Here is a 26,333-nt window from a genome sequence, read left to right on the forward strand (position 1 = left end):
CTCGAACCGGCAAGGGTCATTGCGCTACGGTCTGCGGCGCGATCTTCTGAAACTTCTGCAAACTGCGCAGCGTGGTCGGCATCGGCTTGTCGGGGAACAACAGCGGCCACGACGTATACGACGTTTCTCCCACATAGATATCGCCGTGCGAGTCGACCGCGACGCCATGCACCGAAAGAAATTGCCCCGGCGCCGTACCGGCAGACGGCGTGCTTTGAATCCGCACCAGCACCTCACCCTTGTTCGACAGAATCGACAGCCGCGGACCGAGGTTCGGCGCGCCGCGATTGAAACCGTACATGGGGCCCGTCTCGCCGACGTAACACAGTGGACACTTGCCGCGCGGCATATACATGCCATTCGGACGATGCAGGTTGTGCCATTGGGTCTCGAAGCGCCCGTCGCTGTCGAAGATCTGGATGCGGTGATTCTCGCGATCGGCGACGTAGAGCCAACCGTCCTCGTCGCAGGAAATGTTGTGCGGCAGGTTGAACTGGCCGGGCTCGCAACCCGGCTCGCCCCATGATTTGATCAACTTGCCGTCGGGGGTGTACTTGTGAATGCGCGCATTGCCGTAGCCGTCCGACACGAACAGGTCGCCCGCCGGAGAGAGCGCAGTGTGCGTGCAGTGATTGAACGGCAGGCCGCTCATGAACGGCGTCGGCTCGCGAGGCACGCCCACCGTCATCAGGGTCTTGCCGTAGAGATCGCATTTGTAGACTGCGCTGGCGCCGTCGTCGGTCAGATAGATGGTGTCGTCGGGCCCCATGTGCACGCCATGCGGACGTGCATAGAAACCCTCGCCCCACGAGCGCAGAAACTGGCCTTCGCGATCGAACACGATCATCGGATGTTCGCCGCGATTGAAAACGTAGACGTTGTCGTGCCGGTCCACGCCGACCGCGGCAACCTCGCCCATCTTCCAGCCGTCGGGCAACTGCGCCCAACCGTCCACGGTCTGATAGGTAAACTCACCGCTGCCCACAATGGTTGCCATGAAGTCGATCCTCGAAAGTCGGAACAGGGACACGTGCGTGCGGCGTGCGTACACGTGAATTGCCGCTGTGCACGCAACGTGTCCAGTTCCGTTACAGTCCCACGGCGAAAGACTCGGTCGCAAGGTTATTTTTTGCACGCCGCATATGACCTTCAGGTTGCCCAAAGCGGTTGTCGGCGCGCGGCGCCGAACCGTGGCGAGGCTTCCGTTTTGTGATACTCGCTGTGACTTTATCTGGCTTGTGAAAGGCTTTCATTGCCCGTTAGCATGACGTGTATCCGGTATCTCGCCGGAGCCGGGCGGATGGAGACGCCGCGCCCTCGCAGCGGTTCAGCAATGCGATAGGGCGCCGCCCGCAGAACAACACGGAGGACTTCAGCGATGGTTTCCCGACGCCAATTCGTCGCCTCGTTGGGCGCCACGGCACTGGCAGCCTGGCCCGCCCGATATGCAATGGCGGCCTACCCCGAAAGTCCGATCCGCTTTGTGATTCCATTTCCGGGCGGCACCCAGGAAGCGCAGGCCCGGCTGCTCGCCAAATCCCTGGGCAAGTACATCGGCCAGCCCGTGATCGTCGAAGCGCATCCAGGCGCCGGCGGCAACATCGGCGCCGCCTACGTTGCCAAGGCGCGCGGCGACGGTTATACGATGCTGCTCGGCGTCAGTACCTTCTTCGAGACCAATCCGTTGATCTACAAGGACATCGGCTACAAGCTGAGCAATCTGACGCCGGTGAGCCTGTTGTCCGAACAGCCGTTTCTGCTGGTGTCGCGGCCCACGCTGCCGGTCAGCAATGTGCCCGATCTGATTCGCTATGCGAAGCAGAACCCTGGCAAGATCACGGTCGCGACCGCGGGGCCAGGCAGTCCGCTCGATCTGGCGAACCGGCAGTTCATGGCGCACGCGGGCGTGACGACGACACCCGTGCCGTACAAGGGCGGCGGTGAAGACACCATGGCCGTGATGAGCGGATTCACCGACCTTGAGTTCGGCGGCATTCCGAACGTGGTCGGCAACATACACGCGGGCAAGCTTCGCGCGCTTGGCATCACCGGCTCACGCCGACTCGCGAGCCTGCCCGATATTCCCACCATCGCCGAGGCGGGCCTGCCCGGTTTCGACTTCTCGGTGTGGAGTTGCCTGTCCGTTCCCAGCACCACACCCGCGCCGATCATCCAGCAGCTCAACGCCGCCGTCATCAAGACGATTGCGGACCCCGAGGTGCGCAACGGTTTCGCGCAATTGAACCTGATACCCGTGAGCAGTTCGAGCGAAGCGGTCGTGCAGCGCATCGCGTCGGAGACCGCGCAATGGCGGTCCATTTTCGACAAGTCCGGGTTCAAGCAGATGTGAGCGCGGCGCAGAGCTTCGCGCACGGTTGATTGGGTGTCCGCATCTTTTCGACGCCGGAGCGCCGGCCGTGGCCGGCGCTCACTCATTCATGCGCCGACGCGGGCAAACTTCTGCAGACACCGCAGCCCTTCGTCCGGCATGGGCACTTCCGGAAATAGCGACGGCCACGCCGTATAGCCGACCTCACCGACATACACGTCGCCTCGCGAGTCGACCGCAAGCCCGTGCGGCGACAGAAACTGACCCGAACCGATGCCTGCCGCGGGATTGCTCGTAATCCGCGCGAGCAGCTCGCCTTTGTTCGACAGGATCGACACGCGCGGCCCGAGGTTCGGCGCACCGCGGTTGAAACCCCAGTACGGGCCGGTCTCGCCGACGTAGCAGATCGGACACTTGCCCGCAGGCATATACATGCCGCAAGGCCGATGCAGTTCGTGCCACTGCGTTTCGAAGCGCCCTTCGCCGTCGAAGACCTGGATGCGATGATTCTCGCGGTCGGCGACATAGACCCAGCCGTCCTCATCGCAGGAAATGTTGTGCGGCAGGTTGAATTGGCCCGGATCCGAACCGGACTCGCCCCATGAGAACAACAGCTTCCCGTCGGGCGAGTACTTGTGGATGCGCCCGTTGCCGTAACCGTCGGAAACGTAAATATCGCCGCGCGGCGAGAGCGCCGTGTGCGTGCAGCGGTTGAACGGCTCGCCGCTCATAAAGGGCGCGGCTTTGCCGGGCGTCCCCAGTGTCATCAGCAGCTTGCCGTCCGGTGTGCACTTCCTGACGGTGTGATCGCCGTCGTCAGTCAGATAGACGTCGCCGTCCGGCCCGATATGCAATCCGTGCGGGCGTTTGAACAGTTCGTCGCCCCATGCGCGGCGAAAGTTGCCGTCGCGATCGAACACGATCACCGGATGCGCTCCGCGGTGGAACACGTACACATCGTCGGCACTGTCGACGCCCACCGCGGCCACGTCGCCGAAACGCCAGCCGTCAGGCAGTTTTGCCCAATTGTCGACGAGCCGATACGTGTATTCGCCACTGCCGTAAAGTCTGTTCATGTGCTTCGCCCCATGTGGAAATGCCGGTCGTGTAGCTCAACGATCACATGGGGCATGAAGCGCCGGCAAGTCACATTTTCGTACAGCCGGTACAACCACGGTGAGGCATCGGCGCCATATCAACGCCACCCACGCCATACCAACGTTATACCGGCTCGACGCCCGCCTTGCGGAAAATCTCCCGCCACATCGGCGCTTCGGTTTCGATCCGGCGCGCAACGTCGGCGCCGTTCAGATGCAGCGGGAACAGCCCCATCTGTTCGAGGCCGGCGCGGCATGCAGGATCGGCAATCGCTTTCTCCGATGCCGCCTGCAGCCGCGTCACGACCTCGTCCGGCGTGCCTGCCGGCAGCGACAGGCAGGTCCATATCGTCACGTCATAACCGGGCACGCCCGCCTCGGCGATCGGCGGGATGCTGGGGAAATTCTTCAGGCGCCGGGTGCCCGTCACGCCGAGCGCGCGCATCTTGCCTGCCTCGATATTGCCCGTCACATCCGTCACGCTGCCGAACATCATGTCGGCGAATCCGCCCAGCAGCGCGAGCGTGTCTTCACCACCGCCCTTGTACGGCACGCTCAGTATCTTCGCGCCGGTGCGCGACATGAATTCACGGCTGCACAGATCGAGCGGACTGCCGAGTCCGCCGGTTGCGTTAGTCAGCTTGTTGGGATTGGCGCGTGCATACGCCACCAGTTCCTGCACGGAATGGATCGGCAGTTGAGGCCTGACCACGAGCACGAACTCCTGCTCGGACAGCAGCGACACCGGTCGCAGATCACGCGCCGTGAAGCCCGGATTGCGATAGATCAGCGGATTGATCTCGAAGAACGTGCTGACGCCGAGCAGCATCGTATAGCCGTCCGCGCGGGCTTTCGCGACATACGCCGCGGCAATGTTGCCGCCGGCCCCGCCTTGACCTTGCACGATGATCGGCTGGCCGAGAATCTGCCCGAGTGTCTTGGCGACGATACGCGCCTGCGCCTCGCCGGAGCCGCCCGGAAAGCCGACGATCAGCCGCAACGGACTGTCCGGATAGGCGGCGCGCGCGTCGAGCGCCCAGCTCATCAATGGCACGCCGAGTCCGGCGATGAACGCACGTCTGGTCAACATGATTGTCTCCTTGCATCCCGAAGATGCGCTGGCGCGGGCGGTTCCTTGTTATCCGGCCGCCTCGCAGAGCCTTCCTGCCGACCTCGTGCGCGCGGCCGCCGTTATGTAAGCGGGTCGTCAGTCCATACGGTCGTGCTCTCCCACGCCTCGAGGTCCGCCGCCACGCGCGCCAGTTTGCTTCGCACCATCGCGAGGCCGGCGCTGCCGAGCACGAGGTGCTCGGGCGGTTCGCGGTCAGTGACCGCGGCGATGATCGCTTCGGCGGCGCGCTCGGGACTGCCCGGTTGCCGGCCGCTGCGCTCGACCACCTGCGTGCGTCGCTTGCCGGCAATCGACGCGTAGTCATCGATCGGCGTTCCCGTCTGCTTCAGCGATCGTCCCGCCCAGTCGGTTCTGAACGGACCGGGTTCGACGGCCGTCACCCGGATGCCGAGCTCCGCCGTTTCGCGCGCGAGCGACTCGCTCAATCCTTCGAGCGCGAATTTGGTAGCAGCATAGTACCCGCTACTCGGATTGCCGACGAACCCGCCGACCGATGTGACGTTGACGATATGGCCCGAGCGGCGCGCGCGCATGGACGGCAAGACCGCCTTGATCATATTGACCGCCCCGAAGAAATTGACCTCGAACATGGCGCGCATCTCGGCGTCTTCACCTTCTTCGACTGCGGCGAGATAGCCGTAGCCCGCATTGTTCACGAGGAAATCGATCTGGCCGTAGGCGTCCAGCGTCCGGGCCACGACCGTTTCGATATCGCTTGCGCTGGTGACGTCGAGTCGTGCGGCAAGCGCATGCGTTTCGCGGCCCTCGACCAGATCCGCGATCGATGCCGGATCGCGCGCCGTGACAACCGTGCGCCAGCCGCGCGCGAGCACGGCGGCAGCCAGTTCACGGCCGAAGCCGGTGGAACATCCGGTGATCAACCAGACAGGTGGGGTCTCGACGGACTCGGACATGGGCGCTCTCCTTCCGGATGAGTAAGGCAACGGGGAAGGCGGCGGATTACTGCCATCCGGCGCCCGGGACATCCACTTCGATGCTTTCGATGCGGCCGTCGCGCAGCCCGGCCATCTGCGGTCCGCTCGACGTGTTGGTGACGATATACAGAGTACGCTTTTCCCGGCCGCCCAGCGTGCAGGTGTAGGCGCCGCGGCCCTGCTCGAAGGTGATCTCCCGCGCGATGCGGCCGCCCTCGAACACGCGCAGCACGCGCTTGCCGGCAGGGTCGGCGATCCAGATCGCACCCTCGGCGTCGAGAGCGATTCCGTCCGGATTGCAGCCGTCGATCTCCGCGAAAAAACGGTGTGCTGACAGATCGCCCTTGCTGTCGATATCGAACATGCTCACGCGGTGCGCGAACGTTTCGGCGACGATCAGATGCCGTTCACCCGGCGTGATCACCATGCCGTTCGGAAAACTGACCGCGCTGCCGGTCTGATGGATCGAGCCGTCCGGGTCCACGCGAATGATGCGCGTGAGCTTCGGCGGCTCGCCGTTGTTCTTGTCGTAACCGAAGTTGCCGACATACGCGCGTCCATGCCGATCCACCACCATGTCGTTGCACGGGCCGCCTGCCACATCGCGCAGATCGGCGACGAGCCGCGTCGTTCCGTCGGAATTGATGGCGAGCAGGCAGCGGTCGAGCATCGACACGACGAGCGGCGTGCCATCCGGCATGAAGCCGAGCCCCGAAGGACGCTGCGGCACCCGTGCAACGATTTCGGCGCGCCCTGTCAGATCGATGGCCTCGACCTGGTGGGTGTACAGATCGGAAAACCACAGCCTCCCGTCGTGCCAGCGTGCGCCTTCGGCGAACGACAGCCCGCTGCGAATCGTGTGAGTGATCGTGTGGGCGATCGTTCGAGTCAAGGATTCTGGCATGACGTCCCTCGCGCTTGCGCCGGCTATCCCGCCAACGCAATGGTTTTTGGACGGACCCACGTGAGGTCGTCGATGGTGGAGGCGCGATGCATCTCGCGCACGTCGGTATCAGGAAAATGACGGCGCGCGCGATGCATCAGCGAACGGTTGTCCCACATCACGAGGTCGCGGACCGACCACTCGTGCGTGTAGACGAACTGCGGCTGCGTGGCGAATTCGGTCAGCTCGCGCAGCAGATCGAGTCCTTCCGGAATCGGCCAGCCGACGACATGCGATGCGTGTCCGGACAGGTACAGCGACAGGCGTCCGGAAACCGGATGCCGCCGCACCAGTTTTTTATGGGTCGCCGGAAAGCGCCGCCGTTCTTCTTCGTCGAAATCCGTGAAGCCGGCCACCGCGCGCGAATGCATCACGTTGTGCTCCAGCGTCAGGTCTTCGACGAGCTCCAGCCACTCGGCGGGCAGCGCGTCGTACGCCGCGCGCATGTCGGCGAACTGCGTCTGCCCGCCAACGCGTGCGACCGTATACGCGAGCAGCATCGAATAGCGGTTCGGCGTGGGCAGATAGGAACCGTCCGTGTGCCAGCGCCGGCTGCTCAGGAAATTCATCCGGCGCCGGTCGCCGGCGGGGAACGTCCGGTTGTTCTTGTCGAGGTTGGAGATGTCCGACACCATCGGCGAGAGCCGATGATCGGCTTTCGCCGTATGAAACGAAACCACCGGCTGCAGCGGACCGAAGTTCTGACTGAACGCCATCAGCTGCGCGTCGTCGATCAACTGATTGGGGAAGATCAGCACAGGGTAAATGGCGCTTGCCTGGCCGATTTCATCGACCTGTTCGTCGCTGAACGGCTGGCGCAGATCCAGACCGCGAATGCGCGCTGCGATTGTTGGATGGGCAGGTTCGATATCCAGGCTCATTTGCAGATCTCTCTGATTGGGTTAAGCGGATTCCCACGCACGAGCAGCGCCGCAGCGCGTATGCCGGTGCGATGATTCAGGACTATCGTAGGCTTGCCGGTCGCGTCATCACAAGACAGATTAATTCACAGCATGCGTGACGTCCGATCTCCGGCAGGCGCTCACTGCCGCGTTTCAATGCACACCGAAGCAATCCGGTGCGCGCATAGGCACCAACCCGACTGGACGCGCGGCCAGATTTCTGTACGCTTGAAAAAGTGGTGCCGCCGCCCGCCGGGACGCCCAGCCATCAGCCTCGAAGCACCGCCCGGCGCCGGCCCGGAACAGGGCTGCCTGCCCGCTTGGAGACGTCATGGACTTCCGGCTGCGTCAAATGGAGATATTCCGCTCGGTCATGCTGACCGGGTCGATCAATGGCGCAGCCAAGCTGCTGTTCATTTCGCAGCCCGCCGTGAGCCGCATCATTGCCCATACCGAACAGACGCTCGGCCTGAAGCTTTTCAATCGCGCGAAAGGCAAGCTGATTCCGACACCCGAAGGCGTCGCGCTATTCCGGCAGGTCGATGAGTTCTACGAACACGCGCTACAGGTCAACAATTTCGCGCGCGATCTGGCGCAAGGCGCGACCGGTACGCTCAATCTCTCGTCCAGTCCGTGTCTGAGCTATACGGTAATGCCGCGCGCCATTGCCCAGTTCATTGCGCGCTATCCGAAGATCCGGGTGGTTTATCACACGTCGCAACTGAACTGCATGGCGACCGAGGTGCTCAGCAACAAGGTCGATGTCGCTGTCGCCGTGATGCCGATCCAGCATCCGAACGTGAAAGTCGAAGTGTTCACGACCGGCAAGATGGCCTGCGTGCTGCCCAAGGATCATCCGCTCGGCAGTCAGACCGTGCTGTCGCTCGCCGACGTCTCGGCGTATCCGCTGATCGTGCATCATCCGAGCATCACGTTCGGCAAACTCGTTTCGACCGCGTTTCGCGACGCGGGCCTCGAAATGCGCTCGCGCGTCAACGTGTTCCAGACCGACGTGGCGTGCTCGCTGGTGCGGGCCGGCGCGGGTATCGCCATCGTCGACGAATACACGGCGTGCGCGGGCGCATGGCACGACCTGATGCAACGTCCGCTTGCCGAGCCGATCACGTTGACGCCGTGCATCGTGCGCTCCGCGTTCGACAATCAGGCCACGCACGCCGACAAGTTCATCGAGATCCTGCGCAGTGTCGCCCACGCGCGCTGAGCGGGCGCCGATGGTCCGCGGCGCTCGGCCGCTTTGAAGCGCCAGCGTGGTCACACGCAATGTGCGTTTATTGCGCTTGCGAGCCTTTTACCGACTCTTAAAATCGGACCGCATAGGGGGCGGCATTGAGCTGCCGGCGAGTTGCCGGACAGGGCCGCCCCTCTCCTTCATGCGCGCACCGGAGTCAAGATGACCGCCGCTCAACGCGTCACAGAAACGACCGATATTCTCGGCGAATGCCCGCTATGGAGCGAGGCTGAACAGGCGCTGTACTGGATCGACATCCGGCGGCCGGGCATCCAGCGCTGGCATCCCGCAAGCGACGCGCTGCGCTACTGGCCCATGCCCGACCTCGTCGGCTCGATTGCGTTGTGCCGCGACAACCGCTTGCTGGTCGCGTCGCGATCACTGTTTTACCTGGACACGCGCACGGGGGAAATGACCCGCTTCGCGCCGCAGCGCGCCGAAGATCCGGCGCTGCGCTTTAACGACGGCAAATGCGACCGCCAGGGCCGCTTCTGGGTCGGCACGATGAACGACCGCACGCGCGAGCCGGTGGGAGAACTGTTTCGCGTGGACGAGCGCGGTGCCGTCAGTATCGAGGCGGGCATCCGGGTGCCGAACGGCACCTGTTTCAGTCCCGATGGCCGCACCATGTACTTCGCCGATTCCGATCTGCAGACCATTTTCACTTACGCGCTCGATCCCGGAACGGGCGCGCTCGGTGAACGCCGCGAGTTCGCGAAGACGACACTGCCCGCCGTGCCAGACGGCGCGACGGTCGACGAGCAAGGCCATATCTGGATCGCGGAATACGGCGGCTGGTGTATCAAGCGCTATGCGCCGGACGGCAGCGTGGACCGTGTGTTCGACATGCCCGTGCAGAACCCGACCAGTTGCACGTTCGGCGGACGCAATCTCGATACGCTCTACATCACCACCGCTTCGCAAAGACTCACGCCGGATGAACTGGCGAAGCAGCCGTTTGCCGGCGCCCTCCTCGCGTTCCAACCCGGCGTACGTGGCCTGCCGGAGCCGCTTTTCCGCGGCAACGCCAAAAGTTGACGCGCGTGCAGGGTGCTGCGCGACGCGTGCCGCGTGCCCGCGCCGCCGCCCGCGCGCCGGGCCGGCACGCGTGACGAACCTCGCCCGCCCCGCACCCTACTGCGGAGCAACCCCCGCCTTCTTCAGAACGCCGCGCCAGACCTCCGTTTCGGTCGCGATACGGCGCGACAGTTCGGCGCCCGTACCGCTCACCGGAAAGAACCCGATTCTGTCGAAGCCCGCCTGAACCTCGGGCGAAGCCATAGTCTGCACGATCGCGGCGTGCAACTTTTCGACCACGGGCGCAGGCGTGGACGCGGGCGCCGACAGGCAGTTCCAGACGCTGAAATCGTAGCCCTGCAAGCCCGCCTCGGCGATCGTCGGCAGGTCGGGAAAATGCGGCAGGCGGCGGCTTCCGGTCACGCAGATCGGCCGCATCTTGCCGGACTGGATCCCCGCCATGACATCCGCCACGCCGCCGAACAGCATGTCGCAGAAGCCGCCGAGCACGGCCATCGCGTCTTCGCCGCCGCCCTTGTACGGCACGTTGATGATCTGCACGCCGGCGCGCACCATGAACTCCTTGCCGATCAGATCGAGCGGACTGCCGGGGCCGGCCGTGGCATTGGTGACCTTGCCCGGCCGCGCCCTCGCATAAGCAATCAGTTCCTGCAAAGAGTGAACGGGCAGCGAGGCGTTTACGATCAACAGGAACGGCTGCTCGGAAATGATGCTGACGGGTTGCAGGTCCGCAGGCTTGTAGCCGATGTCACGATAGATCATCGGATTGGTCTCGAAGAACGTGCTCACGCCCAGCAGCAGCATATAGCCGTCGCCGCGCGATTTCGCCACGTAGGCGGCGGCGATATTGCCGCCGGCGCCCGGATGAGCTTCGACGATCACCGGCTGGCCGAGCTTCGCGCCGAGCGTCTTCGCGACGATGCGCGCTTCGGCCTCGCCCGCGCCCGCCGGAAACGCGATGATGATGCGGATCGGGCTGTCCGGATAGTCCGCTCGCGCCGCCGGTATCCACGCGCTCGCGGCAAGCGCGGCGAGCGAGGCGAGACAGGTGCGTCGCGTGACGACGTTTCTGCGCGTGGGCTCATCCATCGAGCGTGTCTCCGTTGATTCGTTCGCGTTGCGCAGAATGCCCGAAGGCATGCGCGCGATTATGCGTTGTCGTGCGAGGTGGTTTGCGTCGAGCCTGTCACACGAAAGGCCTTGGGTTTGCTCTTGCGTCTGCGGATCGCGGCACGAATCGCAAAGCCCACCTGCAAGGCGATCAGCAGCACGGAGATGGCGATGAACACCGCGCTGATCGGGCGCTGGACGAACACCGCCATATCGCCGCGCGAGAGCAGCAGTGCGCGCCGGAAGTTGTCTTCGACCATCGGTCCGAGCACGAAGCCGAGCAGAATCGGCGCGACCGGAAACGCCAGCGCGAGCAGAATCGCGCCGATCACGCCGAACGCCAGGACTTCACCCACTTCGAACAGACTGTTGTTCGTGCTGTAGACGCCGACCGCAATGAACAGCAACGCCGACGGATAGAGATAGCGATAAGGCACGCGCAAGAACTTGACCCAGATGCCGATCAGCGGCACGTTCAGCAGCATCAGCAGAATATTGCCCACCCAGAAGCTGGCGACAAGCCCCCAGAAGAGGTCCGCGTGATCGGTGATCAGTTGCGGTCCGGGCTGAATGCCCTGGATCATCAACGCGCCGAGAATCAGCGCCATGACGGCGTCGCCGGGTATGCCGAGGCTCATTGTCGGGATGAAGTCGACCTGGGTTTTCGAGTGCGAGGCGGCCTCGGGCGCGGCGACACCCTCGATCGCACCCTGACCGAACTTCTTCGGGTTGCGGGAAATCTTCTGTTCGAGTGCGTAAGCAATGAAGGTGGTGATCGTCGAGCCCGTGCCCGGCATGCCGCCGAACAGCGCGCCGACCGCTGTGCCGCGAACCATCGGGAAGAAGGCCTGCTTGAGCTCCTTCCAGCTCGGGCGCATGTCGCGCAATCGCACATGCGTGGCCCGGCTCACGACCTGCAGGCGGTTCACGTTGCGCAGGAAATCGGCCACACCGAACAGCCCCAGTGCGAGCGCAACGATCTCGACACCGTCGCCGAGCTTCGGGAAGCCGAACGTAAAGCGCATCGTACCGGTGTTGATGTCGGTGCCGACAACACCGATCAGCAAGCCGAACAGCGTCATCGCCACGCCTTTCAATACCGGCCCGCGCGACATCGTTCCGCCGGCCAGAAGACCCAGCAGCATGATCGAGAACAGTTCCGCGGGTCCGAACTTGAACGCGATGCTGACGAGCAGCGGCGAGGCGAAAATCATCAGCACGATCCCGCACGACGCCGCGAAGAACGACGAGATCATCGCGATGCCGAGCGCGGTTCCGCCTTTGCCCTGCCGCGTCAGCGGATAGCCGTCCAGACACGTCACCGCGTGAGGCGGATGACACGGCAGATTCAGCAGGATGGCGCCGATCGCGCCGCCATACTGCGACCCGTAGAAGATGCCCGCCAGCATCATGATCGCGGGGACGGGATGCATGGTGTAGGTAAGCGGCAACAGCATGGAGATGGCGGAAAGCGGCCCCATGCCCGGCAGCACGCCGATCAGGTTGCCCACCACCACGCCGAAGAACGACCACGCGAGGTTATGCCACTCCAGCGCGACGCCGAAGCCATACCAGAGATCGATCAGAGACTGGCTCATGCTTGTCTAGCCCCATTGAAAGAGCGGGAACTGCAACGACAGCGCCCACCAGAACACCAACACACAGAGCACCGTCATTCCGGCGGCGAGCAGCAACGCGCGCCATATCGTGTTCTCCCGATCGCCGAGCGCGGAAATGAAGACGATCGCGAAAGTGGCCGGAACGAGACCGCCATATTTACCGAGCACGATGAACGCAACGATGCTGCCGAGAATGAAGCACCACGCCTTGCGCTCGGGCGCCAGCTTCTTTTCGCCGTCCTGCGGCGCCGCATATCTCGCCACGACCGCGATCGCCACGCCCGTGCAGACGAGCGCCACGCCGATCGAAACAGGAAAGAAACCCGGCCCCATCTGGCTCAACGTGCCGATGCTGTAGCGTATGCCGTCGTAGATCGCGCCCAGCCCCACGGCGGCCATCAGCATGCCGGCGTAGTAGTCGCGGCGGCGCGCATTCACGTGTTCGGTCGAATCGGTCGATCCAGTCGCGTCCATCGCATTGCACTCCTGTGCGGGTCGTTGCTGCCGTGCGGTCGTCGTTCCGCCATCTACCGCCGTGTACTGCCATCTACCGCCGTGTACTGCCATGTACTGCCATGTACTGCCATGTACTGCCATGTACTGCTTATGCACCACCAACCAGGTACTGGCGGGTCCACTCGTCATATTCCGGAACGCCGGTCGCCTGTTCCAGCAATTGCTTCGACGCCTGGCCGGGCAGGTGCAGCGACAGCGTGCCCGAACGCACCAGTTGCATCGAATCGTGCAGCGCCTTGAGCGCGACCGAGAAGGTCTGGTGTCCCGCCGACCACGCCTTCACCCGGCGGGTAGCAAGATAGGCCGGATCGCATAGCGCTTCCGGTGCGCCCGCCATCAACAGCGGCACTTTGACCGCGTCCGAGATCGCGTCGATCTGTTCGCGCTGCTGCGGCCCCGGCAGAAAGATCGCGTCGACGCCTGCCGCTTCGAATGCCTTGAAACGCGCGACGGCGTCCTCGATACCGTTGATGGTCGCGGCGCTCGTGCGCCCCAGCACCAGCAGGTCGGAGTCGCCGCGCGCCGCGACGGCGGCCTCGACGCGCGCCACCGCTTCGTCGAACGAAACCAGCGCCGGTTTGCCGGAGCTTCCGTAAGGCCGCGGCAGCAGTGTGTCTTCGATCGTCACGGCCGCGGCGCCCGCGCGGTCCAGTTCGTGCACGGTGCGCATCACCGATAGCGCATTGCCATAACCGTGGTCGCCGTCCACGACGAGCGGCACGTCCGACACCCGCGTGCACCGATGCACCTGTTCGGCGAGCTCAGTCAGTGTCAGCACGATCAGATCCGGCGCGCCGAGCACCGCGTACGACGCGAGCGAGCCGCCCATCAGGCCCGCTTCATAGCCGAGTTGTTCGGCAAGCCGCGCGGAAATCGGATCGAAGATGGTGGCCATCGTCACGCAATCTTCCCGATCGAGAATCTGGCGCAGCCGTCTGCGCTGTGTAGTCGGTCCCAACAAGAGCCTTCTCCCGTGTTCGTTCAACATTGATCAGCAGTGTTCGAGTTTCCTGACAGCCGCAAAACACAGCCGCAAAGCGCGCCCGCGCCTATTCCAGTGTCACCGATACTTCGCCGAGACCTTCGAATGCAACGCGCGCTTGCATGCCCGCGCGCGCCGGATAAATCCCCGTGCACGTTCCGGTAATCACGACATGCCCCGCGCGCAAAGGCTCACGCTTATGCGGTGCGTTGGCAAGCGCCACCAGCGCATCGAATGGATTGCCCGCCGCATTGCCGCCGCAGGTTTCGGTCACCACCACGCCGTCGATCGCGAGCGTCACGCGCAAGCTCTCCAGCGCAATGTCCCGCCAGTTGCGCTGACCGCTGCCGTAAATCAGCGCACAGTTGCCCATGTTGTCAGCAATCTTGTGTTCGAGGGGAGCTTCCATGAAATTTCCGAGGCGTGGCGCACCAATCTCGATGGCGGCACATACGGAACTCACGGCGTCGGCAACTTCGTCCGGTGTATAGGGTGAGGCTCGCGGCGGCAGGTCGCGGCTCAGGACGAAGGCCACCTCGCCTTCGACGGCCGGCGCAGGGGATGAGGTCAGCCGGACCCGCGCGCCGCCCGCAACACACGCGTCGCGATAGACGGGGGCATGCGTGAGCCGCACGTCGCGCACGTAGCCGACCTTCCAGCCCGCGATCGGCTGACCGAGCAGCCGCGTCATTTCGCTTTGCACGGCGAATGCCTCGGCCATCGAGACGGATGCGTCCTGCGCTGCGAGCATGGGCAGCACATTATTCGAACGCCGTGCGCCGAGTAGCGCGTCGGCAATGTGCGCTATGCGCGTCACCTGCGCTGCGTCGATGTCGGCCAAATCCGTCTCCTGTTCTGTTCGCCGCATTCGCCGGTCGAAGTCCGCAGGCGCCGAGGTCATCGGTGCCTGCGTCCGCCAGTCGGATGCGTCGCGCGGCGTGTATGTCGCGACACGTCGTGAACCCAGTTTGCTCACACGGGCATGGACCCGCAACGTCATTTATGTCACAGCGCGCGTGCGATTTTCGAAAGCTTTTTGCATGTTTCGCATGCGCGGCCGGTCAACCTCGTTCAACGTGTGGGCCGCACCATCGACTGGCTTCGCCAGTAGTCGAACAGCGTCTCGACACTGTTGACGCCGCCGCCCATGCCGCTCCTGTTCACTCCCGCATACGGCACGCCGAGTGGAAACAGGTTGTGTGCGTTGATCCAGCTATTGCCCGCCACCATCGCTTCCGCAACCCGCGCCGCGCGTCTCGGGTCGTGGCTCCATACGCTGTTGGCAAGACCGTAGTCAGTGTCGTTCGCGAGCTCGACGGCTTGCGCTTCGTCCCTGAACGGCGCAAGAAAGGCGACCGGACCGAAAATCTCTTCGCGCGCGGCCACGTTCTCGAGCGAGCCCGCGAGCAACGCGGGACTCACGTAGAAACCGTCGTGCCCGGCCACGTCGACTGCGCCGCCCTTGAGGACGGCTCGCGCGCCGTCGCGTTGTCCGCGCTCCAGATAGCCGAGCACCCGCTCGCGCTGTTTCGCGCTCACGACCGGCCCCATCTCCGCGCCGGGGTCGAGTTGATAGCCGATCTTTGTGCGCTGCAACGCAGCGACGCTCGCATCGACGAAACGCTCGAAGATCGATTCGTGCACGAGCCAGCGAGTCGCATCGCAGCAGACCTGGCCCGTGTGGAATGTGATTGCGCGCGCAAGTTTGTCCGCGGTCTCCTCGATATCCACATCGTCGAAAATCACGGCTGCGCCCTTACCGCCCAGTTCGAGTTTGCATGGCACGAGATTTCTGCCGCAAGCTTCCGCCACCATGCGTCCGACTTCCGGCGAACCGGTAAACGACATGCGCTTGAGTCCCGGATGGCGCGACAATGCAGCGCCCGCTATCTCACCCAAACCCGTCACGACGTTGATGACGCCATCTGGAAAGCCGATCTCGCGCGCGAGCCGAGCCAGGTAAATGGCCGACAGCGGCGTGTCCTCCGCCGGTTTGATGACCACCGTATTGCCCGCCGCGAGTGCCGGAGAGATATTCCATCCGATCAGCACCATCGGGAAGTTCCACGGAACGATGAATCCGCACGCGCCCCAGGGCTGCCGCGTGGTCCACGCCTCGTAGCCGGATACCGGCAATGCCGAGCGGCGCTCCGTGTTCAGGGCCAGCTCGTTGAAGTAACGCAGCGTATCGACGAAGCTCTGCACGTCGCCTTGCGCCTGCTGTTCGATCTTGCCGGCGTCGAGCGCTTCGATCTGGCCGATGATCGCCTTGCGCCGTTCGACTTCGTCCGCGAGCCGGTGCAGCCAGATCGCGCGGTCGTTCGGGTGCATCGTGGCCCAGCCCGACCGGGCGAACGCGCGCCGTGCCGCGTCGACCGCACGATCGACGTCCGCGGATCTCATCGCGGCAACCGTCGCGAGATGTTCGCCGGTGCCGGGGTCCAGCGTCTCGAAGGTGGCGCCGTCGACGGCCTGTTCATCGCGGCCGTCGATCACGCCGCCGAGCGGCCCCGCGTCGAGAAAGCGCGCGACCTCGGGCAATAGTGAAACAGAGCTAGATGTCAGAGTGTGCATGAGGATTCTCCAAGGCTAAACCGGAATGGCGAATTCAGGCGTGGATCAGCGCGTGCATAGCGCTGTCACGCCGCGATCTTTTCGAACTTCTGCAGGCATCGCAAACGCGGCGGCGGCTCGACGCCTGGAAACAGCGACGGCCATGCGGTATAAGAGACCTCGCCCACGTAGATGTCGCCGCGCGAATCGACCGCGAGACCATGCGGCCCGAGAAACTGGCCGGGGCCCGTGCCGGCCGCCGGCGTCGTGGTGATGCGCGCGAGCAGTTCGCCCTTGTTCGACAGGATGCTCACGCGCGGTCCGAGATTGGGCGCGCCGCGATTGAAGGAATAGTAAGGACCGGTCTCGCCGACGTAACACAGCGGGCACTTTCCGGGTGGCATGTACATGCCGCAAGGCCGGTGCAGGTTGTGCCACTGCGTTTCGAAGCGGCCGTCGCCGTCGAACACCTGGATGCGGTGATTCTCACGGTCCGCGACATAGACCCAGCCGTCTTCGTCGCATGAAATATTGTGCGGGAGATTGAACTGGCCCTTGCTCGATCCTGGCTCGCCCCATGACAGGATTCTTTTTCCGTCAGGCGAATACTTATGGATCCGCCCGTTGCCGTAGCCGTCGGCCACGTAAATGTCGCCGCGAGGCGAAAGCGCCGTGTGCGTGCACCGGTTGAAAGGCATGCCGCTCATGAACATGGAAGGCTCGCCGGGCACGCCGATCGTCATCAGCAATTTGCCCTCGGGCGTGCATTTGCGCACGGTGTGATCGAAATCGTCGGTCAGGTAGAGCGCGCCGTCGTGGCCGATATGAATGCCGTGCGCGTGGCGGAACAGATCGTCGCCCCACGCACGCAGAAAGTTGCCGGCCCGGTCGAACACGATCACGGGATGGCGCCCCCGGTGAAACACGTACACCTGATCGTTGCTGTCGACGCCCACCGCCGCGACGTCATAGAGTTCCCAGCCGTCGGGCAAGGTGCCCCAACCCTCGACGATCCGGTACGTCATTGCTCCACTGCCCACCACGTTGCTCATCTGGAAGTGTCCTCAAAGGAGCCAGGGCGGCCGTTCGGGAGTGAAAGCCGCATTCGCAGACACCGGTCAAGGCATGCGGCGTTTCGCGTCGAACGGTGACTCCGGCGCCCCAAGAATCACACGTGCCAAAGCGGCGTCGCAAGACACTTTTTGGCACACGCGGTATGCGCATTATCGACGGGATGCCCGAGCGGCGGGGCTTTCAATGGAAAACCCTATCTTGATAATTAGTCGCGCGAGTGCGAGCCTTTTTTAGACAGTGAGACTGCGGCGCAGTTACTCGCTGTTCGAACCGACATCGATCCGCGTCAGATTCGTCGCTCGAAATAATTGGCGCGACCGGGACAGCCCCCACTGCTCCCGGATGATTGACGGAGACACGCGATGCCCAAACGCCGACTTCCTTCATTGAATGCGTTGCGCGCTTTCGAGTCCGCCGCGCGCAATCAGAGCATGACGCGCGCGGCGGAGGAGCTGTGCGTAACGCACAGCGCGATCAGCCGCCATGTCGCGAAGCTCGAGGACTACCTCAACGCCAAGCTGTTCGAGCGCGGCCACCAGCAGGTCGTGCTCACCAAGCGCGGCGCCGCTTACGCGTCCCGCTTGCAGGTGCTGTTCGATCAGATCCAGGACGTGACCGCCGAATACTTCTACGCGCGGCCGGACAATGCGTCCTTGCGTATCGGCGTGCTGTCCACATTCGCGATGCGCTTTCTGATTCCACGGCTCGCGCGCTTCAAGAAGCTATATCCCGAGATCACCCTTCAGGTCGAAAGCGCGCACGAACACGTGTCGCCGAGAGACGAAGAGGTCGACGTTGCGATCTGGTTCGGCAACGGCGACTGGCCGGGTCTGGTCAGCGAGCATCTGTTCCATGAAGAACTCGTACCGGTCGGCAGCCCCACGTTGCTCGCCGGACACGAACTTGGCAATCCGGACGATCTCGAATCGTTCCTTCTGCTGCACGCGGCAGCGCGCCACGACGACTGGCAGCGCTGGCTGAGCGCGACCGGCGCGACACGTGTGGACGGCTACAAGGGTTTGAAACTCGAATACTCGGGCCTCGCGTATCAGGGTGCGGTAGACGGTCTGGGCCTCGCCATGGCGCAAACGCTGTTCGTGCAGGAAGACCTTGCCAACAGGCGGCTGGTCGCGGCGCTTCCGCAGCGCGTGAAGACCGGCCGATCGTATTACCTCGTGCACAACGAAATGAAGAGCGAGCAGCCGGTCATTCTGCGCTTCTCCGAATGGCTCAAGGACGAGGTGCGCAAAACGATCGAAGAGATCGACCGGACCCAGGCCGAGCACATCGAAGTGGTGTAGCGCCGCCGCCCGACGCAACCTCACACCAGGTGTTCAATAAACTCGCTTGTGAGCCGCCGCATGCGGTCGGTACGATGGAATGGAGCGAACTCGTAGCGCGCATTCGCGCGTGCCTGACGAACTCCACCCTCGTCCGATACAAGGAACATCCATGAGCCTGAACGTCGAAGCCGTCCATCCATTCATCGCTGCGCGCATCCACGGACTCGATCTGTCAAAACCGCTTTCCGATGAGCGTATCGTTGAAATCGAGCAGGCCAGCGGCCAATATCCGGTACTGATCTTTCCGCGCCAGTACATCGACGACGACCAGTTGCTTGCATTCGCCGCCGGCTTCGGTCCGCTGCAGATTGCCGTCTCATACTCGACGCGCCCGGAGGATCACCGGCTCGCCCCGATGATCAACGACATCTCCAATCTCAGCAAGGAGAACCAGACCTACCGGCCCGGCGACCGCCGCAGGATGAACAACCTCACGAGCCGCCGCTGGCACTCGGATGCCTCGTATCTGCCGCTGCCCGCACGCTATTCGTTTCTGCTCTCGTATATCGTACCGGCGGTCGGCGGTCAAACGCAGTTCGCCGACATGCGCGCCGCGTATGACAACCTGCCTGATCATTTACGCAAGGTTGTCGAAGGCCTGAGCTGCCACTACGACATCATGGCGTCACGCGCGGCCGCCGGCTTCTACGACGCATCCGACGAAGAACGCAAGGCGCTCGCGCCGTGCATTCACGAACTGGTCCGCACGCATGCCATCTCCAGGCGCAAATCGCTGTACCTGTCGAGCCACGCGACGCATGTGGTCGGCTGGCCAGAGCCGGAAGGCCGCGATCTGCTGCGCGAACTGACCGAGTTCGCCACGCAGCCGCAGTTCGTGTATTCGCACGAATGGTCGGTTCGCGACCTCGTCATGTGGGACAACCGTGCGCTGATGCATCGCGGTCGTCCGCATATTCCGGAAACCGACGTTCGCGAGATGCATCGCGCAACGACGCTCGACGACCGCACGTGGACGCGCGGCAGCAATCAGCCCGTCGCGGCAAGCGTCGCCTAGTGTTGTGCGCCTGCCCGTCTGAAAGCTCGATACGGCCACGCCCTCGCTAATGCCACTGGGTGCATCAGCCTGGGCTTCGCGAAGGTGTTTTTTGTCGTGACGCGGTCTAGTCGTGCGAGTAAGGACGGGCGCCCTGAAGCGGCACCGCGGCGCGCAGAATCTGTCCGGATTCAGACTCCGTAATGTAGACCACACCGCTGTCGGCGGGATCGAATGCCACGTTCGAAGTCTGCAGCCCGGCACACGAACACACCCGGGCAACCGGTTCGCCGATCCTGTCAAAGAGCCAAACGGCGCCCAAGCCGATGTGCGCGACCGCAAGACTGCCGTCGACGGCGCACGCGAGACCGTCCGGCCCGGTGCCGCCGGACAATTGCAGATAGTGGCCGACCCGCGCGACCGAGCCGTTGCCGAACGGATCCAGCGGCACACGCCAGACGGCATTCGCGCGCGTTACCGCCAGATATAGCGTGCGTTCATCGGGGCTCAACGCGAGTCCGTTGGGACTTGGGATATTGTCGAGCAGCCTGTCGAGCCTGCCTTCGACAGTCAAACGATAAAGACACCCGAACGGCCGATCGAGGCCGGTCTGCCCCTGGTCCGTGAAGAACAGCTCGCCGGCGCGGTTAAATATCAGATCATTGGGACCGCGAAACGGTTCGAATCCGCCGGTCTTCACCAGATCTTCGACCGTGCCGCGCAACGGGTCCAGCACGACGATTCCGCGCAATTGATCGGCAATGAAGATGCGGCCGTCCCGATGAATCGCAATGCCGTTAGGCCGCCCATCGTACTGGCAGACGAGTTCGAATTGACCGCTCCGCGCGATCCGGAAAATACGGCCATAGGGTATGTCGACGCAATACAGGTTGCCTTCGCGATCGAATGCTGGTCCCTCCAGAAATGAGTCGCGAATCACGCCGAAGCGAACTTCCGCATGATCGGTTACACGAAAGGAGGCGGGCAGACTGGCGAAGACTTCCGTCTTGATTCTGGGTACATTGAACATGGCGGCACGCGAGCAGTGAGTGGATGATTTTTCACACGCCGGCCGCCGCCCTCTCCATGCAATTCGACATGGAATCTATCCGCGGCGCGACCGTGCAAATGTCTCACGCTCGCACCGCCGCCGAAGACCCGCAAGCGACTTTTCGGCACCTCGGGCGTGCCATGTGTACATCACAGCGGTTCATCACAGCAGTCGTGACTTATTCGCGCTTGTCAGGAAGCTCACGCGACAACTAGCATCCGTGCAAGCTGTCCGCATGCAAACGCATGGAACGATGCAAACCGGGCGTCCCTTCGGCGGAGCCCCGGAAATCAGACAGCGCAATAGCCGACGGAGATCACATGCAATGAACGCGCGGCGCGCTTTTCTTGCTGCACTGGGGTCGGCCGCGCTGTCCGGCGTATCGCGCCCGGTTTTCGCGGCGAACTATCCATCAAGCCCGGTGCGCTTCGTCAACCCTTATGCGGCCGGCTCCGACGACGTGCAGGCTCGCATCGTCGCCAAAGCATTGCAGAGCCTGCTGGGTGCGCCCGTGGTGGTCGAGGCGCATCCAGGGGCCGGCGGCAACATCGCGGCCCACTACGTGGCCAATGCGGCGCCCGACGGCTACACGATGCTGCTCGGCATCAGCGCGATCTTCGAAGCGAATCCGCTGCTGTACAAAACGCCAGGCTTCAGCGCGAACGACTTCCGGCATGTCAGTCTGCTGTCCGAGCAGCAGTTCGTACTGGTGGTGAATCCGTCGGTCCGCGCGCGATCGATTCCGGAGCTGATCGCTTACGCCAAACAGAACCCGAAGAAACTGACCAACGCAACGGCGGGCATTGGCAGCAATCTCTATCTCGCCGCACTGGAGTTCACGTCGAAGGCGGCAATCCAGTTGCAGGACGTGCCCTATAAAGGAGGCGCGGAAGACACCGTCGCCGTGTTGAGCGGTATTGCGGATATGGAATTCGGCGGTGTGCCGAACGTCACCGCGCATATCCGTTCGGGCAAGCTGCGTGCGCTCGGTGTTACCGGAAAGTCGCGAGTGCCCGTGCTGCCCGATGTGCCGACCATTGCCGAAGCCGGCCTGCCCGGTTACGCGTTCGCGGTGTGGAATTGCATCTCGGTGCCGCGAGCGACGCCCGATAAGGTAGTTGCAACGCTGCACGATGCCACGGTCAGCGCCATCGTGCAGCCGGATGTCCGGCGTAGTCTCGAACAGCTCGGCTTTCTGCCGGTCAGCAGTTCGCCGGGCGAGATAGATCAGCGCATTCGCACCGAAGTGCCGCTCTGGAGTCAACTTTTTGCACAGGCGGGTCTCAGGGCGCAATAACGGCGCGTTCTTTCTGGGTTCTTTCTGCGCTCTTTCCGATAGCCAGACGTGTGACATGCGTAGCGCCGGCGGCGGTTTTCTCGCAACCGCCGCCGGCGCATGTTTTACGCCACGCCACGTCACGTTCCCGCTTCGCTGCGCACGCTGCTGTCCGCTCGCGTCCACGCAGGATCGTCCATTACCGTCGCGCGATGCATCTCGCGCGGGTCGGTATCGGGAATATGGCGGCGCCCGCGGTGCATCAACGCGCGGTTGTCCCACATCACCAGATCGCGTTCGTGCCATTTATGGGTATAGACGAACTGGGGCTGCGTCGCGAATTCCATCAATTCGCGCAACAGGTCGCGGCCTTCGGGAATCGGCCAGTCCACTACGTGCGTCGCGTGCCCCGACAGATAGAGCGTCTTGCGTCCCGACACGGGATGCCGCCTGACGAGCTTGTGCTGCGCGGGCGGCAGCTTCGCCCGCTCCTCGTCCGGAAACTCGGTGTAGCCGCTCAGCATGCGCGCCCACAAGATGTTGTACTCGCAGCTCAGATCTTCGACTACCGGGCGAAGATCTTCAGGCATCTCGTCGTACGCCGCCCGCATATCGGCGAACTGTGTCTCGCCGCCCCGCTGCGCCACGGTATACGCCAGCAGGAACGAGTAGCGCGCCGGAATTGCTTCATATGAAGCGTCCGTATGCCACCGCTTGCTGACGAAGTTGTTCATCCGGCGATGATCACCGCGCTTGAACGTCTGATTGTCCTTGCCGAGGTTCGAGATGTCGGTGATCTTCGGCTGCAACCGGTGCTCTTTCTCACGCGTCTGATACGACATGGCGGTGTGGACCGGCCCGAAGTTCGCGCTGAACGCGAGCAGTTCGTCGTCGTTGATGAACTGCTTCGGAAAGATCAGAACCGGATAACGGCCGCTTGTCTGCTCGATCGCCTCGACATCTTCCAGCGCGACGGGTTGATGCAGATCGAGGCCGTGAATGCGGGCGGCCAATAACGGGTGCACGACCTCAACGGTAAACGCCATAGCTGCTCCATGATGCCCCACACGAGGCGAGTATTCAGCCATCGTAGAAGGTGTCGGCATGGGCTCACAAGCGCATTTAGATCACACCGCGTGTGAGCGCCGCGCGCGAATGCGCGCAAGTGCGCCGGATCGAGCCGCGGATAGCAGTCAGCGTCTGCAAAAGTCAGACCGTGTGTGTAAAAAACGGGCTTGTGGGAATCGCTGCCGGTGTGGGATCGTAAAACGCAGTGGCGCGACCGGCCACGATCGCGCACGACAGCTTTCAATCGAGGACGAAATGACATTCTTCAGAAAAGGCGACGTTTCGATCCGCTATGAACAATATGGAAGCGGCTTTCCCTTGCTATTGCTTCCTCCTGGCGGCATGCGGGCAACCATCGACGACTGGCAGCGCATGGCGTTCAATCCCGTCGAGATCTTCCGCCACGACTTTCGGGTGATCGCACTCGATCAACGCAACGCCGGCCAGTCCACCGGGCCGCTCGCCGACGGCAATCCGTGGGATCAGTATGCGGCTGACCATCTCGGCTTGCTCAACCACCTTGGTATCGAGCGCTGTCACGTAATGGGATGCTGCATCGGCGCGTCTTACGCATTGAATCTTGCGCGGCTCGCACCGTCGCGCGTGGCGTCGCTGGTGCTCCAGCAGCCCATTGGTATCGACGAAGCCAACCGTCAGGTCATGCCCAATTCATGGCGCAAGTGGGCCGATGAACTGACCGCCAATCGTCAGGACCTGAGCCCGACAGCGCTTGAGGATTTCGGCCGCAGAATGTGGGCTGGCGATTTCGTCCTGAGCGTGAGCCGGGAGTTTGTCGCCTCGTGCCAGACGCCCATGCTGATCCTGCCGGGCGCCGACCTGGAGCACCCGGCGGTCATTGCGGAAGAACTTGCGCGGCTGGCTCCGAGTGTCCGCACCCTGCAACCGTGGAAAGAGCCCGCCGGCTGCATTCCTTCCGCGGTGGCCGTGGTTCGCGATTTCCTCGCGAGAAACAGCCATTGAGCTTCGCGGCAACAACGAAGCACGAAGCAAGCCGCGTATCACGCGGCGGGACGCTTCCGAATCGACCATTAGTGCGCGTAAAAATGCATGCCGCCGTCCACTGGAATCACATCTCCCGTGATGTACCTCGCGCGCGGCGACGCAAGAAATGCCGCCAGATAACCGATGTCGAGCGGATCGCCGAAGTAGCCGATCGGCACGTTGCGCGTAATAAACGCCTGTTTCGATTCTTCGGTGGGATGCAGGCGCTTTTCGATTTGCTCGCTATGAATTCTGCCCGGCGGGATAGTGTTGATCGTGATGCCGTCCGCGGCAATTTCGCGCGAGAGGCTCTTGGCCCATAGATGCAGCGCCGCCTTCGCCGGACCACTGGGATTGAGTCCACGCGGTTCCATCGAACCGCTGATATTGATCACGCGCCCCCATTTGCGCGAGCGCATTGCCGGCAGAACCGCATGTGTCATGCGTCGCGCTGCGGTGAAATTGAGCGCGAACGCCTCTTCCCAGACGTCTTCGCCCGCATCGAGCGGCGCGGGCCGCGACGCGCCCGCATTGTTCACCAGAATATCGATCTGCCCCAGCGCGTCGGTCGCCTGCGCGAGAATGCGCTCGATGTGACCGGGCGCGGTGAGATCGCCGACGATCACGATCGGCCGCATGCCGCCCTCCGCCACGATCGACGCCGCCACCTCCTCCAGCAGTGCATCGCGCCGCGCGGTGATCGCAAGCCGCACGCCCTCGCTCGCCAGCGCCCTTGCAATGCCCGTTCCAATGCCCGTGCTCGCGCCTGTGACGAGCGCCGTGCGTCCGCGAAGTTCGAGGTCCATGCTATCTCCCATGCAGTGAATAAGCGGTTCAATACGGGTCATTCCAGCGCGCTGTCACCCTCCACACGCGGCATGTGTTGCGATGCTAGGGCGCAACGCCGCTCCGTCACAAGCGCGTTAAAGTCACACTCCGCGTCACAACCAGCCGCTCCCGCTTCACATCGATATCACATCGACATCACGCCGATATCACGCCGATATCACGCCCGCTGTGACTTAATCTCGCTTGTCGCATGAAGGCGCGCGCGCCTACGCTTGATCTGACCTGGCCCGCATCCGGCCGGCCATTCCGACAAGCAGTCTTTCCGTCATCTCCATCGATGAGGCGCTCATGACCTTCGCAGTCGAAGCAATCCAGGAACCCATTGCAGCGCGTATTACCGGCCTCGACCTTCGGCAACCTCTGTCGGCTGCCGACGCGCAAGCCATCGACAACGTAATTGCACAGTATCCGGTACTCGTATTCCCGGCGCAGGATATCGACGACAATCAACTGCTCGCGTTCAGCGAAAACTTCGGGCCGGTACAGGTCTCCGTGCAATACGCGACGCGTCAGAACGAACATCGCCTGCAGCCGCGCATCAGCGACATTTCGAACGTCGGCAAGGACAACGAGACGTTCAAGGCGGGCGACAACCGTCGCATGAATACGTTTGTGAGCCGCCGCTGGCATTCGGACCAGTCGTATCAGCCCATTCCCGCCCGCTACTCTTTCCTGCTCAACTACTCGGTGCCCACGAGAGGCGGCGAGTCCCAGTTCGCCGACATGCGCCTCGTCTATGACTCATTGCCGCAGGATCTTCGCGAGACGATTGAAAATCTCTCCGCGGAGTTCGACATCCTTCATACGCGAGCGATGTGCGGCTTCACCGATTTCCCGGAAGAAGAGCGCGCGATGCTCAAGCCGTCGATCCACCGGCTGGTGAAAACGCATCCGCTGTCGGGACGCAAGACGCTCTATCTTTCGGTGCATGCGACTCACGTAGTGGACTGGCCGATTCCCGAAGGCCGCGATCTGTTGCGGGAACTGATGGAGTTCGCCACGCAGCCGCAATTCATTTACACCCACCACTGGACTGTCAAAGACCTCGTGATGTGGGACAACCGGACACTGATACACCGCGGCCTGCGCTACTCGCCGCCGACGGATCGGCGCGAGATGCATCGCGCAACCGTCATGGACGAACCGGAATGGACGCGATCCGCCTCGCCGGCGAACGTCCCCGTGTGATGTGGCGCGGTAGGGCATGGCGGTTGTAACTCACACCGAACCGGAGAATATCGATGCGCGGCGTCCGTCATTGGCTTGTCCTC

At 63.2% G+C, this 26,333-nt stretch carries 24 protein-coding genes; 8 read left to right on the top strand and 16 right to left on the bottom strand.

Annotated features, from left to right (window positions below; genetic code table 11):
* Positions 1–16 precede the first annotated feature (16 nt).
* Positions 17–997 carry a peptidyl-alpha-hydroxyglycine alpha-amidating lyase family protein gene (locus NE850_RS05625; RefSeq protein ID WP_007176645.1) on the bottom strand — a complete coding sequence of 327 codons (981 nt, stop codon included), beginning with the start codon at positions 995–997 and terminating at the stop codon, positions 17–19.
* Between the two features lie 381 nt (positions 998–1,378).
* On the opposite strand from NE850_RS05625, the gene NE850_RS05630 reads away from it, so the two are divergent.
* Positions 1,379–2,350, top strand: coding sequence for a tripartite tricarboxylate transporter substrate binding protein (locus NE850_RS05630; protein ID WP_007176644.1), 972 nt, complete (start codon positions 1,379–1,381; stop codon positions 2,348–2,350).
* Positions 2,351–2,436: 86 nt separating this feature from the next.
* Here the strand turns inward: NE850_RS05630 and NE850_RS05635 are convergent, their stop codons facing one another.
* The 5 genes from NE850_RS05635 to NE850_RS05655 form a co-directional block, all read right to left on the bottom strand.
* Positions 2,437–3,405 carry a peptidyl-alpha-hydroxyglycine alpha-amidating lyase family protein gene (locus NE850_RS05635; RefSeq protein ID WP_007176643.1) on the bottom strand — a complete coding sequence of 323 codons (969 nt, stop codon included), beginning with the start codon at positions 3,403–3,405 and terminating at the stop codon, positions 2,437–2,439.
* A 145-nt stretch (positions 3,406–3,550) separates the two neighbouring features.
* Positions 3,551–4,516: a tripartite tricarboxylate transporter substrate binding protein gene (locus tag NE850_RS05640; RefSeq protein WP_007176642.1), complete on the bottom strand. Its 966-nt coding sequence runs from the start codon at positions 4,514–4,516 to the stop codon at positions 3,551–3,553.
* A gap of 101 nt (positions 4,517–4,617) precedes the next feature.
* Positions 4,618–5,472 (bottom strand): oxidoreductase, encoded by an 855-nt coding sequence (locus NE850_RS05645; RefSeq protein ID WP_007176641.1) that lies wholly within the window; start codon positions 5,470–5,472, stop codon positions 4,618–4,620.
* Positions 5,473–5,518: 46 nt separating this feature from the next.
* A complete protein-coding gene (locus NE850_RS05650; protein ID WP_310698519.1) occupies positions 5,519–6,397 on the bottom strand; it encodes an SMP-30/gluconolactonase/LRE family protein in 879 nt (292 codons plus the stop codon).
* A gap of 23 nt (positions 6,398–6,420) precedes the next feature.
* Positions 6,421–7,317: a TauD/TfdA family dioxygenase gene (locus tag NE850_RS05655; protein WP_007176639.1), complete on the bottom strand. Its 897-nt coding sequence runs from the start codon at positions 7,315–7,317 to the stop codon at positions 6,421–6,423.
* A 352-nt stretch (positions 7,318–7,669) separates the two neighbouring features.
* On the opposite strand from NE850_RS05655, the gene NE850_RS05660 reads away from it, so the two are divergent.
* Both NE850_RS05660 and NE850_RS05665 read left to right on the top strand, forming a co-directional pair.
* Positions 7,670–8,560 (top strand): LysR family transcriptional regulator, encoded by an 891-nt coding sequence (locus NE850_RS05660; protein ID WP_007176638.1) that lies wholly within the window; start codon positions 7,670–7,672, stop codon positions 8,558–8,560.
* Between the two features lie 189 nt (positions 8,561–8,749).
* Entirely contained in the window at positions 8,750–9,625 is an 876-nt protein-coding gene (locus NE850_RS05665; protein WP_007176637.1) for an SMP-30/gluconolactonase/LRE family protein, read from the top strand.
* A gap of 96 nt (positions 9,626–9,721) precedes the next feature.
* Here NE850_RS05665 and NE850_RS05670 read toward each other — a convergent pair whose 3' ends face one another.
* From NE850_RS05670 to NE850_RS05700, 7 genes are all read right to left on the bottom strand, one after another.
* Positions 9,722–10,714, bottom strand: a complete 993-nt coding sequence (locus NE850_RS05670; protein WP_007176636.1) for a tripartite tricarboxylate transporter substrate binding protein — start codon at positions 10,712–10,714, stop codon at positions 9,722–9,724.
* Positions 10,715–10,773: 59 nt separating this feature from the next.
* Positions 10,774–12,333, bottom strand: coding sequence for a tripartite tricarboxylate transporter permease (locus NE850_RS05675; protein ID WP_007176635.1), 1,560 nt, complete (start codon positions 12,331–12,333; stop codon positions 10,774–10,776).
* A gap of 6 nt (positions 12,334–12,339) precedes the next feature.
* Positions 12,340–12,828: a tripartite tricarboxylate transporter TctB family protein gene (locus tag NE850_RS05680; RefSeq protein ID WP_007176634.1), complete on the bottom strand. Its 489-nt coding sequence runs from the start codon at positions 12,826–12,828 to the stop codon at positions 12,340–12,342.
* Between the two features lie 130 nt (positions 12,829–12,958).
* On the bottom strand, positions 12,959–13,831 hold the full coding sequence (locus NE850_RS05685; protein ID WP_007176633.1) for an oxaloacetate decarboxylase: 873 nt from the start codon (positions 13,829–13,831) through the stop codon (positions 12,959–12,961).
* Positions 13,832–13,919: 88 nt separating this feature from the next.
* On the bottom strand, positions 13,920–14,693 hold the full coding sequence (locus NE850_RS05690) for a 2-keto-4-pentenoate hydratase (protein ID WP_007176632.1): 774 nt from the start codon (positions 14,691–14,693) through the stop codon (positions 13,920–13,922).
* A gap of 230 nt (positions 14,694–14,923) precedes the next feature.
* A complete protein-coding gene (locus tag NE850_RS05695; protein WP_310698520.1) occupies positions 14,924–16,426 on the bottom strand; it encodes an aldehyde dehydrogenase family protein in 1,503 nt (500 codons plus the stop codon).
* A 65-nt stretch (positions 16,427–16,491) separates the two neighbouring features.
* On the bottom strand, positions 16,492–17,457 hold the full coding sequence (locus tag NE850_RS05700; protein ID WP_007176630.1) for a peptidyl-alpha-hydroxyglycine alpha-amidating lyase family protein: 966 nt from the start codon (positions 17,455–17,457) through the stop codon (positions 16,492–16,494).
* A 384-nt stretch (positions 17,458–17,841) separates the two neighbouring features.
* Here NE850_RS05700 and gcvA point away from each other — a divergent pair, with 384 nt between their 5' ends.
* Together gcvA and NE850_RS05710 are read left to right on the top strand one after the other, a co-directional pair.
* Positions 17,842–18,780, top strand: a complete 939-nt coding sequence (gene gcvA, locus NE850_RS05705; RefSeq protein ID WP_007176629.1) for a transcriptional regulator GcvA — start codon at positions 17,842–17,844, stop codon at positions 18,778–18,780.
* A 151-nt stretch (positions 18,781–18,931) separates the two neighbouring features.
* Complete coding sequence (locus NE850_RS05710) at positions 18,932–19,837, top strand: TauD/TfdA family dioxygenase (protein WP_007176628.1); 906 nt, start codon at positions 18,932–18,934, stop codon at positions 19,835–19,837.
* A gap of 106 nt (positions 19,838–19,943) precedes the next feature.
* Here the strand turns inward: NE850_RS05710 and NE850_RS05715 are convergent, their stop codons facing one another.
* Positions 19,944–20,846 carry an SMP-30/gluconolactonase/LRE family protein gene (locus NE850_RS05715; protein ID WP_165188034.1) on the bottom strand — a complete coding sequence of 301 codons (903 nt, stop codon included), beginning with the start codon at positions 20,844–20,846 and terminating at the stop codon, positions 19,944–19,946.
* A 346-nt stretch (positions 20,847–21,192) separates the two neighbouring features.
* Here NE850_RS05715 and NE850_RS05720 point away from each other — a divergent pair, with 346 nt between their 5' ends.
* Entirely contained in the window at positions 21,193–22,164 is a 972-nt protein-coding gene (locus NE850_RS05720; protein WP_310698521.1) for a tripartite tricarboxylate transporter substrate binding protein, read from the top strand.
* Positions 22,165–22,283: 119 nt separating this feature from the next.
* On the opposite strand, the gene NE850_RS05725 is transcribed toward NE850_RS05720, so the two are convergent.
* Entirely contained in the window at positions 22,284–23,189 is a 906-nt protein-coding gene (locus tag NE850_RS05725) for a TauD/TfdA family dioxygenase (RefSeq protein WP_171915711.1), read from the bottom strand.
* Positions 23,190–23,247: 58 nt separating this feature from the next.
* Between NE850_RS05725 and NE850_RS05730 the strand changes: the two genes are divergently transcribed.
* On the top strand, positions 23,248–24,192 hold the full coding sequence (locus NE850_RS05730; RefSeq protein ID WP_310698522.1) for an alpha/beta fold hydrolase: 945 nt from the start codon (positions 23,248–23,250) through the stop codon (positions 24,190–24,192).
* Positions 24,193–24,260: 68 nt separating this feature from the next.
* Here the strand turns inward: NE850_RS05730 and NE850_RS05735 are convergent, their stop codons facing one another.
* Positions 24,261–25,019: an SDR family NAD(P)-dependent oxidoreductase gene (locus NE850_RS05735; protein WP_165188030.1), complete on the bottom strand. Its 759-nt coding sequence runs from the start codon at positions 25,017–25,019 to the stop codon at positions 24,261–24,263.
* 331 nt (positions 25,020–25,350) lie between these two features.
* Here NE850_RS05735 and NE850_RS05740 point away from each other — a divergent pair, with 331 nt between their 5' ends.
* Positions 25,351–26,250: a TauD/TfdA family dioxygenase gene (locus NE850_RS05740; RefSeq protein ID WP_165188028.1), complete on the top strand. Its 900-nt coding sequence runs from the start codon at positions 25,351–25,353 to the stop codon at positions 26,248–26,250.
* Positions 26,251–26,333: the final 83 nt, after the last annotated feature.

The organism is Paraburkholderia sp. USG1 (assembly GCF_031570135.1).
GTDB lineage: Bacteria > Pseudomonadota > Gammaproteobacteria > Burkholderiales > Burkholderiaceae > Paraburkholderia > Paraburkholderia dioscoreae.

Coding starts and splice junctions, on each gene's coding strand:
- NE850_RS05675 (WP_007176635.1), bottom strand. CDS start 12,333: ATGAGCCAGTCTCTGATCGATCTCTGGTATGGCTTCGGCGTCGCGCTG.
- NE850_RS05715 (WP_165188034.1), bottom strand. CDS start 20,846: ATGTTCAATGTACCCAGAATCAAGACGGAAGTCTTCGCCAGTCTGCCC.
- NE850_RS05660 (WP_007176638.1), top strand. CDS start 7,670: ATGGACTTCCGGCTGCGTCAAATGGAGATATTCCGCTCGGTCATGCTG.
- NE850_RS05650 (WP_310698519.1), bottom strand. CDS start 6,397: ATGCCAGAATCCTTGACTCGAACGATCGCCCACACGATCACTCACACG.
- NE850_RS05635 (WP_007176643.1), bottom strand. CDS start 3,405: ATGAACAGACTTTACGGCAGTGGCGAATACACGTATCGGCTCGTCGAC.
- NE850_RS05655 (WP_007176639.1), bottom strand. CDS start 7,317: ATGAGCCTGGATATCGAACCTGCCCATCCAACAATCGCAGCGCGCATT.
- NE850_RS05640 (WP_007176642.1), bottom strand. CDS start 4,516: ATGTTGACCAGACGTGCGTTCATCGCCGGACTCGGCGTGCCATTGATG.
- NE850_RS05735 (WP_165188030.1), bottom strand. CDS start 25,019: ATGGACCTCGAACTTCGCGGACGCACGGCGCTCGTCACAGGCGCGAGC.
- NE850_RS05670 (WP_007176636.1), bottom strand. CDS start 10,714: ATGGATGAGCCCACGCGCAGAAACGTCGTCACGCGACGCACCTGTCTC.
- NE850_RS05710 (WP_007176628.1), top strand. CDS start 18,932: ATGAGCCTGAACGTCGAAGCCGTCCATCCATTCATCGCTGCGCGCATC.
- NE850_RS05700 (WP_007176630.1), bottom strand. CDS start 17,457: ATGAGCAACGTGGTGGGCAGTGGAGCAATGACGTACCGGATCGTCGAG.
- NE850_RS05645 (WP_007176641.1), bottom strand. CDS start 5,472: ATGTCCGAGTCCGTCGAGACCCCACCTGTCTGGTTGATCACCGGATGT.
- gcvA (WP_007176629.1), top strand. CDS start 17,842: ATGCCCAAACGCCGACTTCCTTCATTGAATGCGTTGCGCGCTTTCGAG.
- NE850_RS05665 (WP_007176637.1), top strand. CDS start 8,750: ATGACCGCCGCTCAACGCGTCACAGAAACGACCGATATTCTCGGCGAA.
- NE850_RS05730 (WP_310698522.1), top strand. CDS start 23,248: ATGGGCTCACAAGCGCATTTAGATCACACCGCGTGTGAGCGCCGCGCG.
- NE850_RS05740 (WP_165188028.1), top strand. CDS start 25,351: ATGACCTTCGCAGTCGAAGCAATCCAGGAACCCATTGCAGCGCGTATT.
- NE850_RS05625 (WP_007176645.1), bottom strand. CDS start 997: ATGGCAACCATTGTGGGCAGCGGTGAGTTTACCTATCAGACCGTGGAC.
- NE850_RS05725 (WP_171915711.1), bottom strand. CDS start 23,189: ATGGCGTTTACCGTTGAGGTCGTGCACCCGTTATTGGCCGCCCGCATT.
- NE850_RS05680 (WP_007176634.1), bottom strand. CDS start 12,828: ATGGACGCGACTGGATCGACCGATTCGACCGAACACGTGAATGCGCGC.
- NE850_RS05630 (WP_007176644.1), top strand. CDS start 1,379: ATGGTTTCCCGACGCCAATTCGTCGCCTCGTTGGGCGCCACGGCACTG.
- NE850_RS05695 (WP_310698520.1), bottom strand. CDS start 16,426: ATGCACACTCTGACATCTAGCTCTGTTTCACTATTGCCCGAGGTCGCG.
- NE850_RS05720 (WP_310698521.1), top strand. CDS start 21,193: ATGAACGCGCGGCGCGCTTTTCTTGCTGCACTGGGGTCGGCCGCGCTG.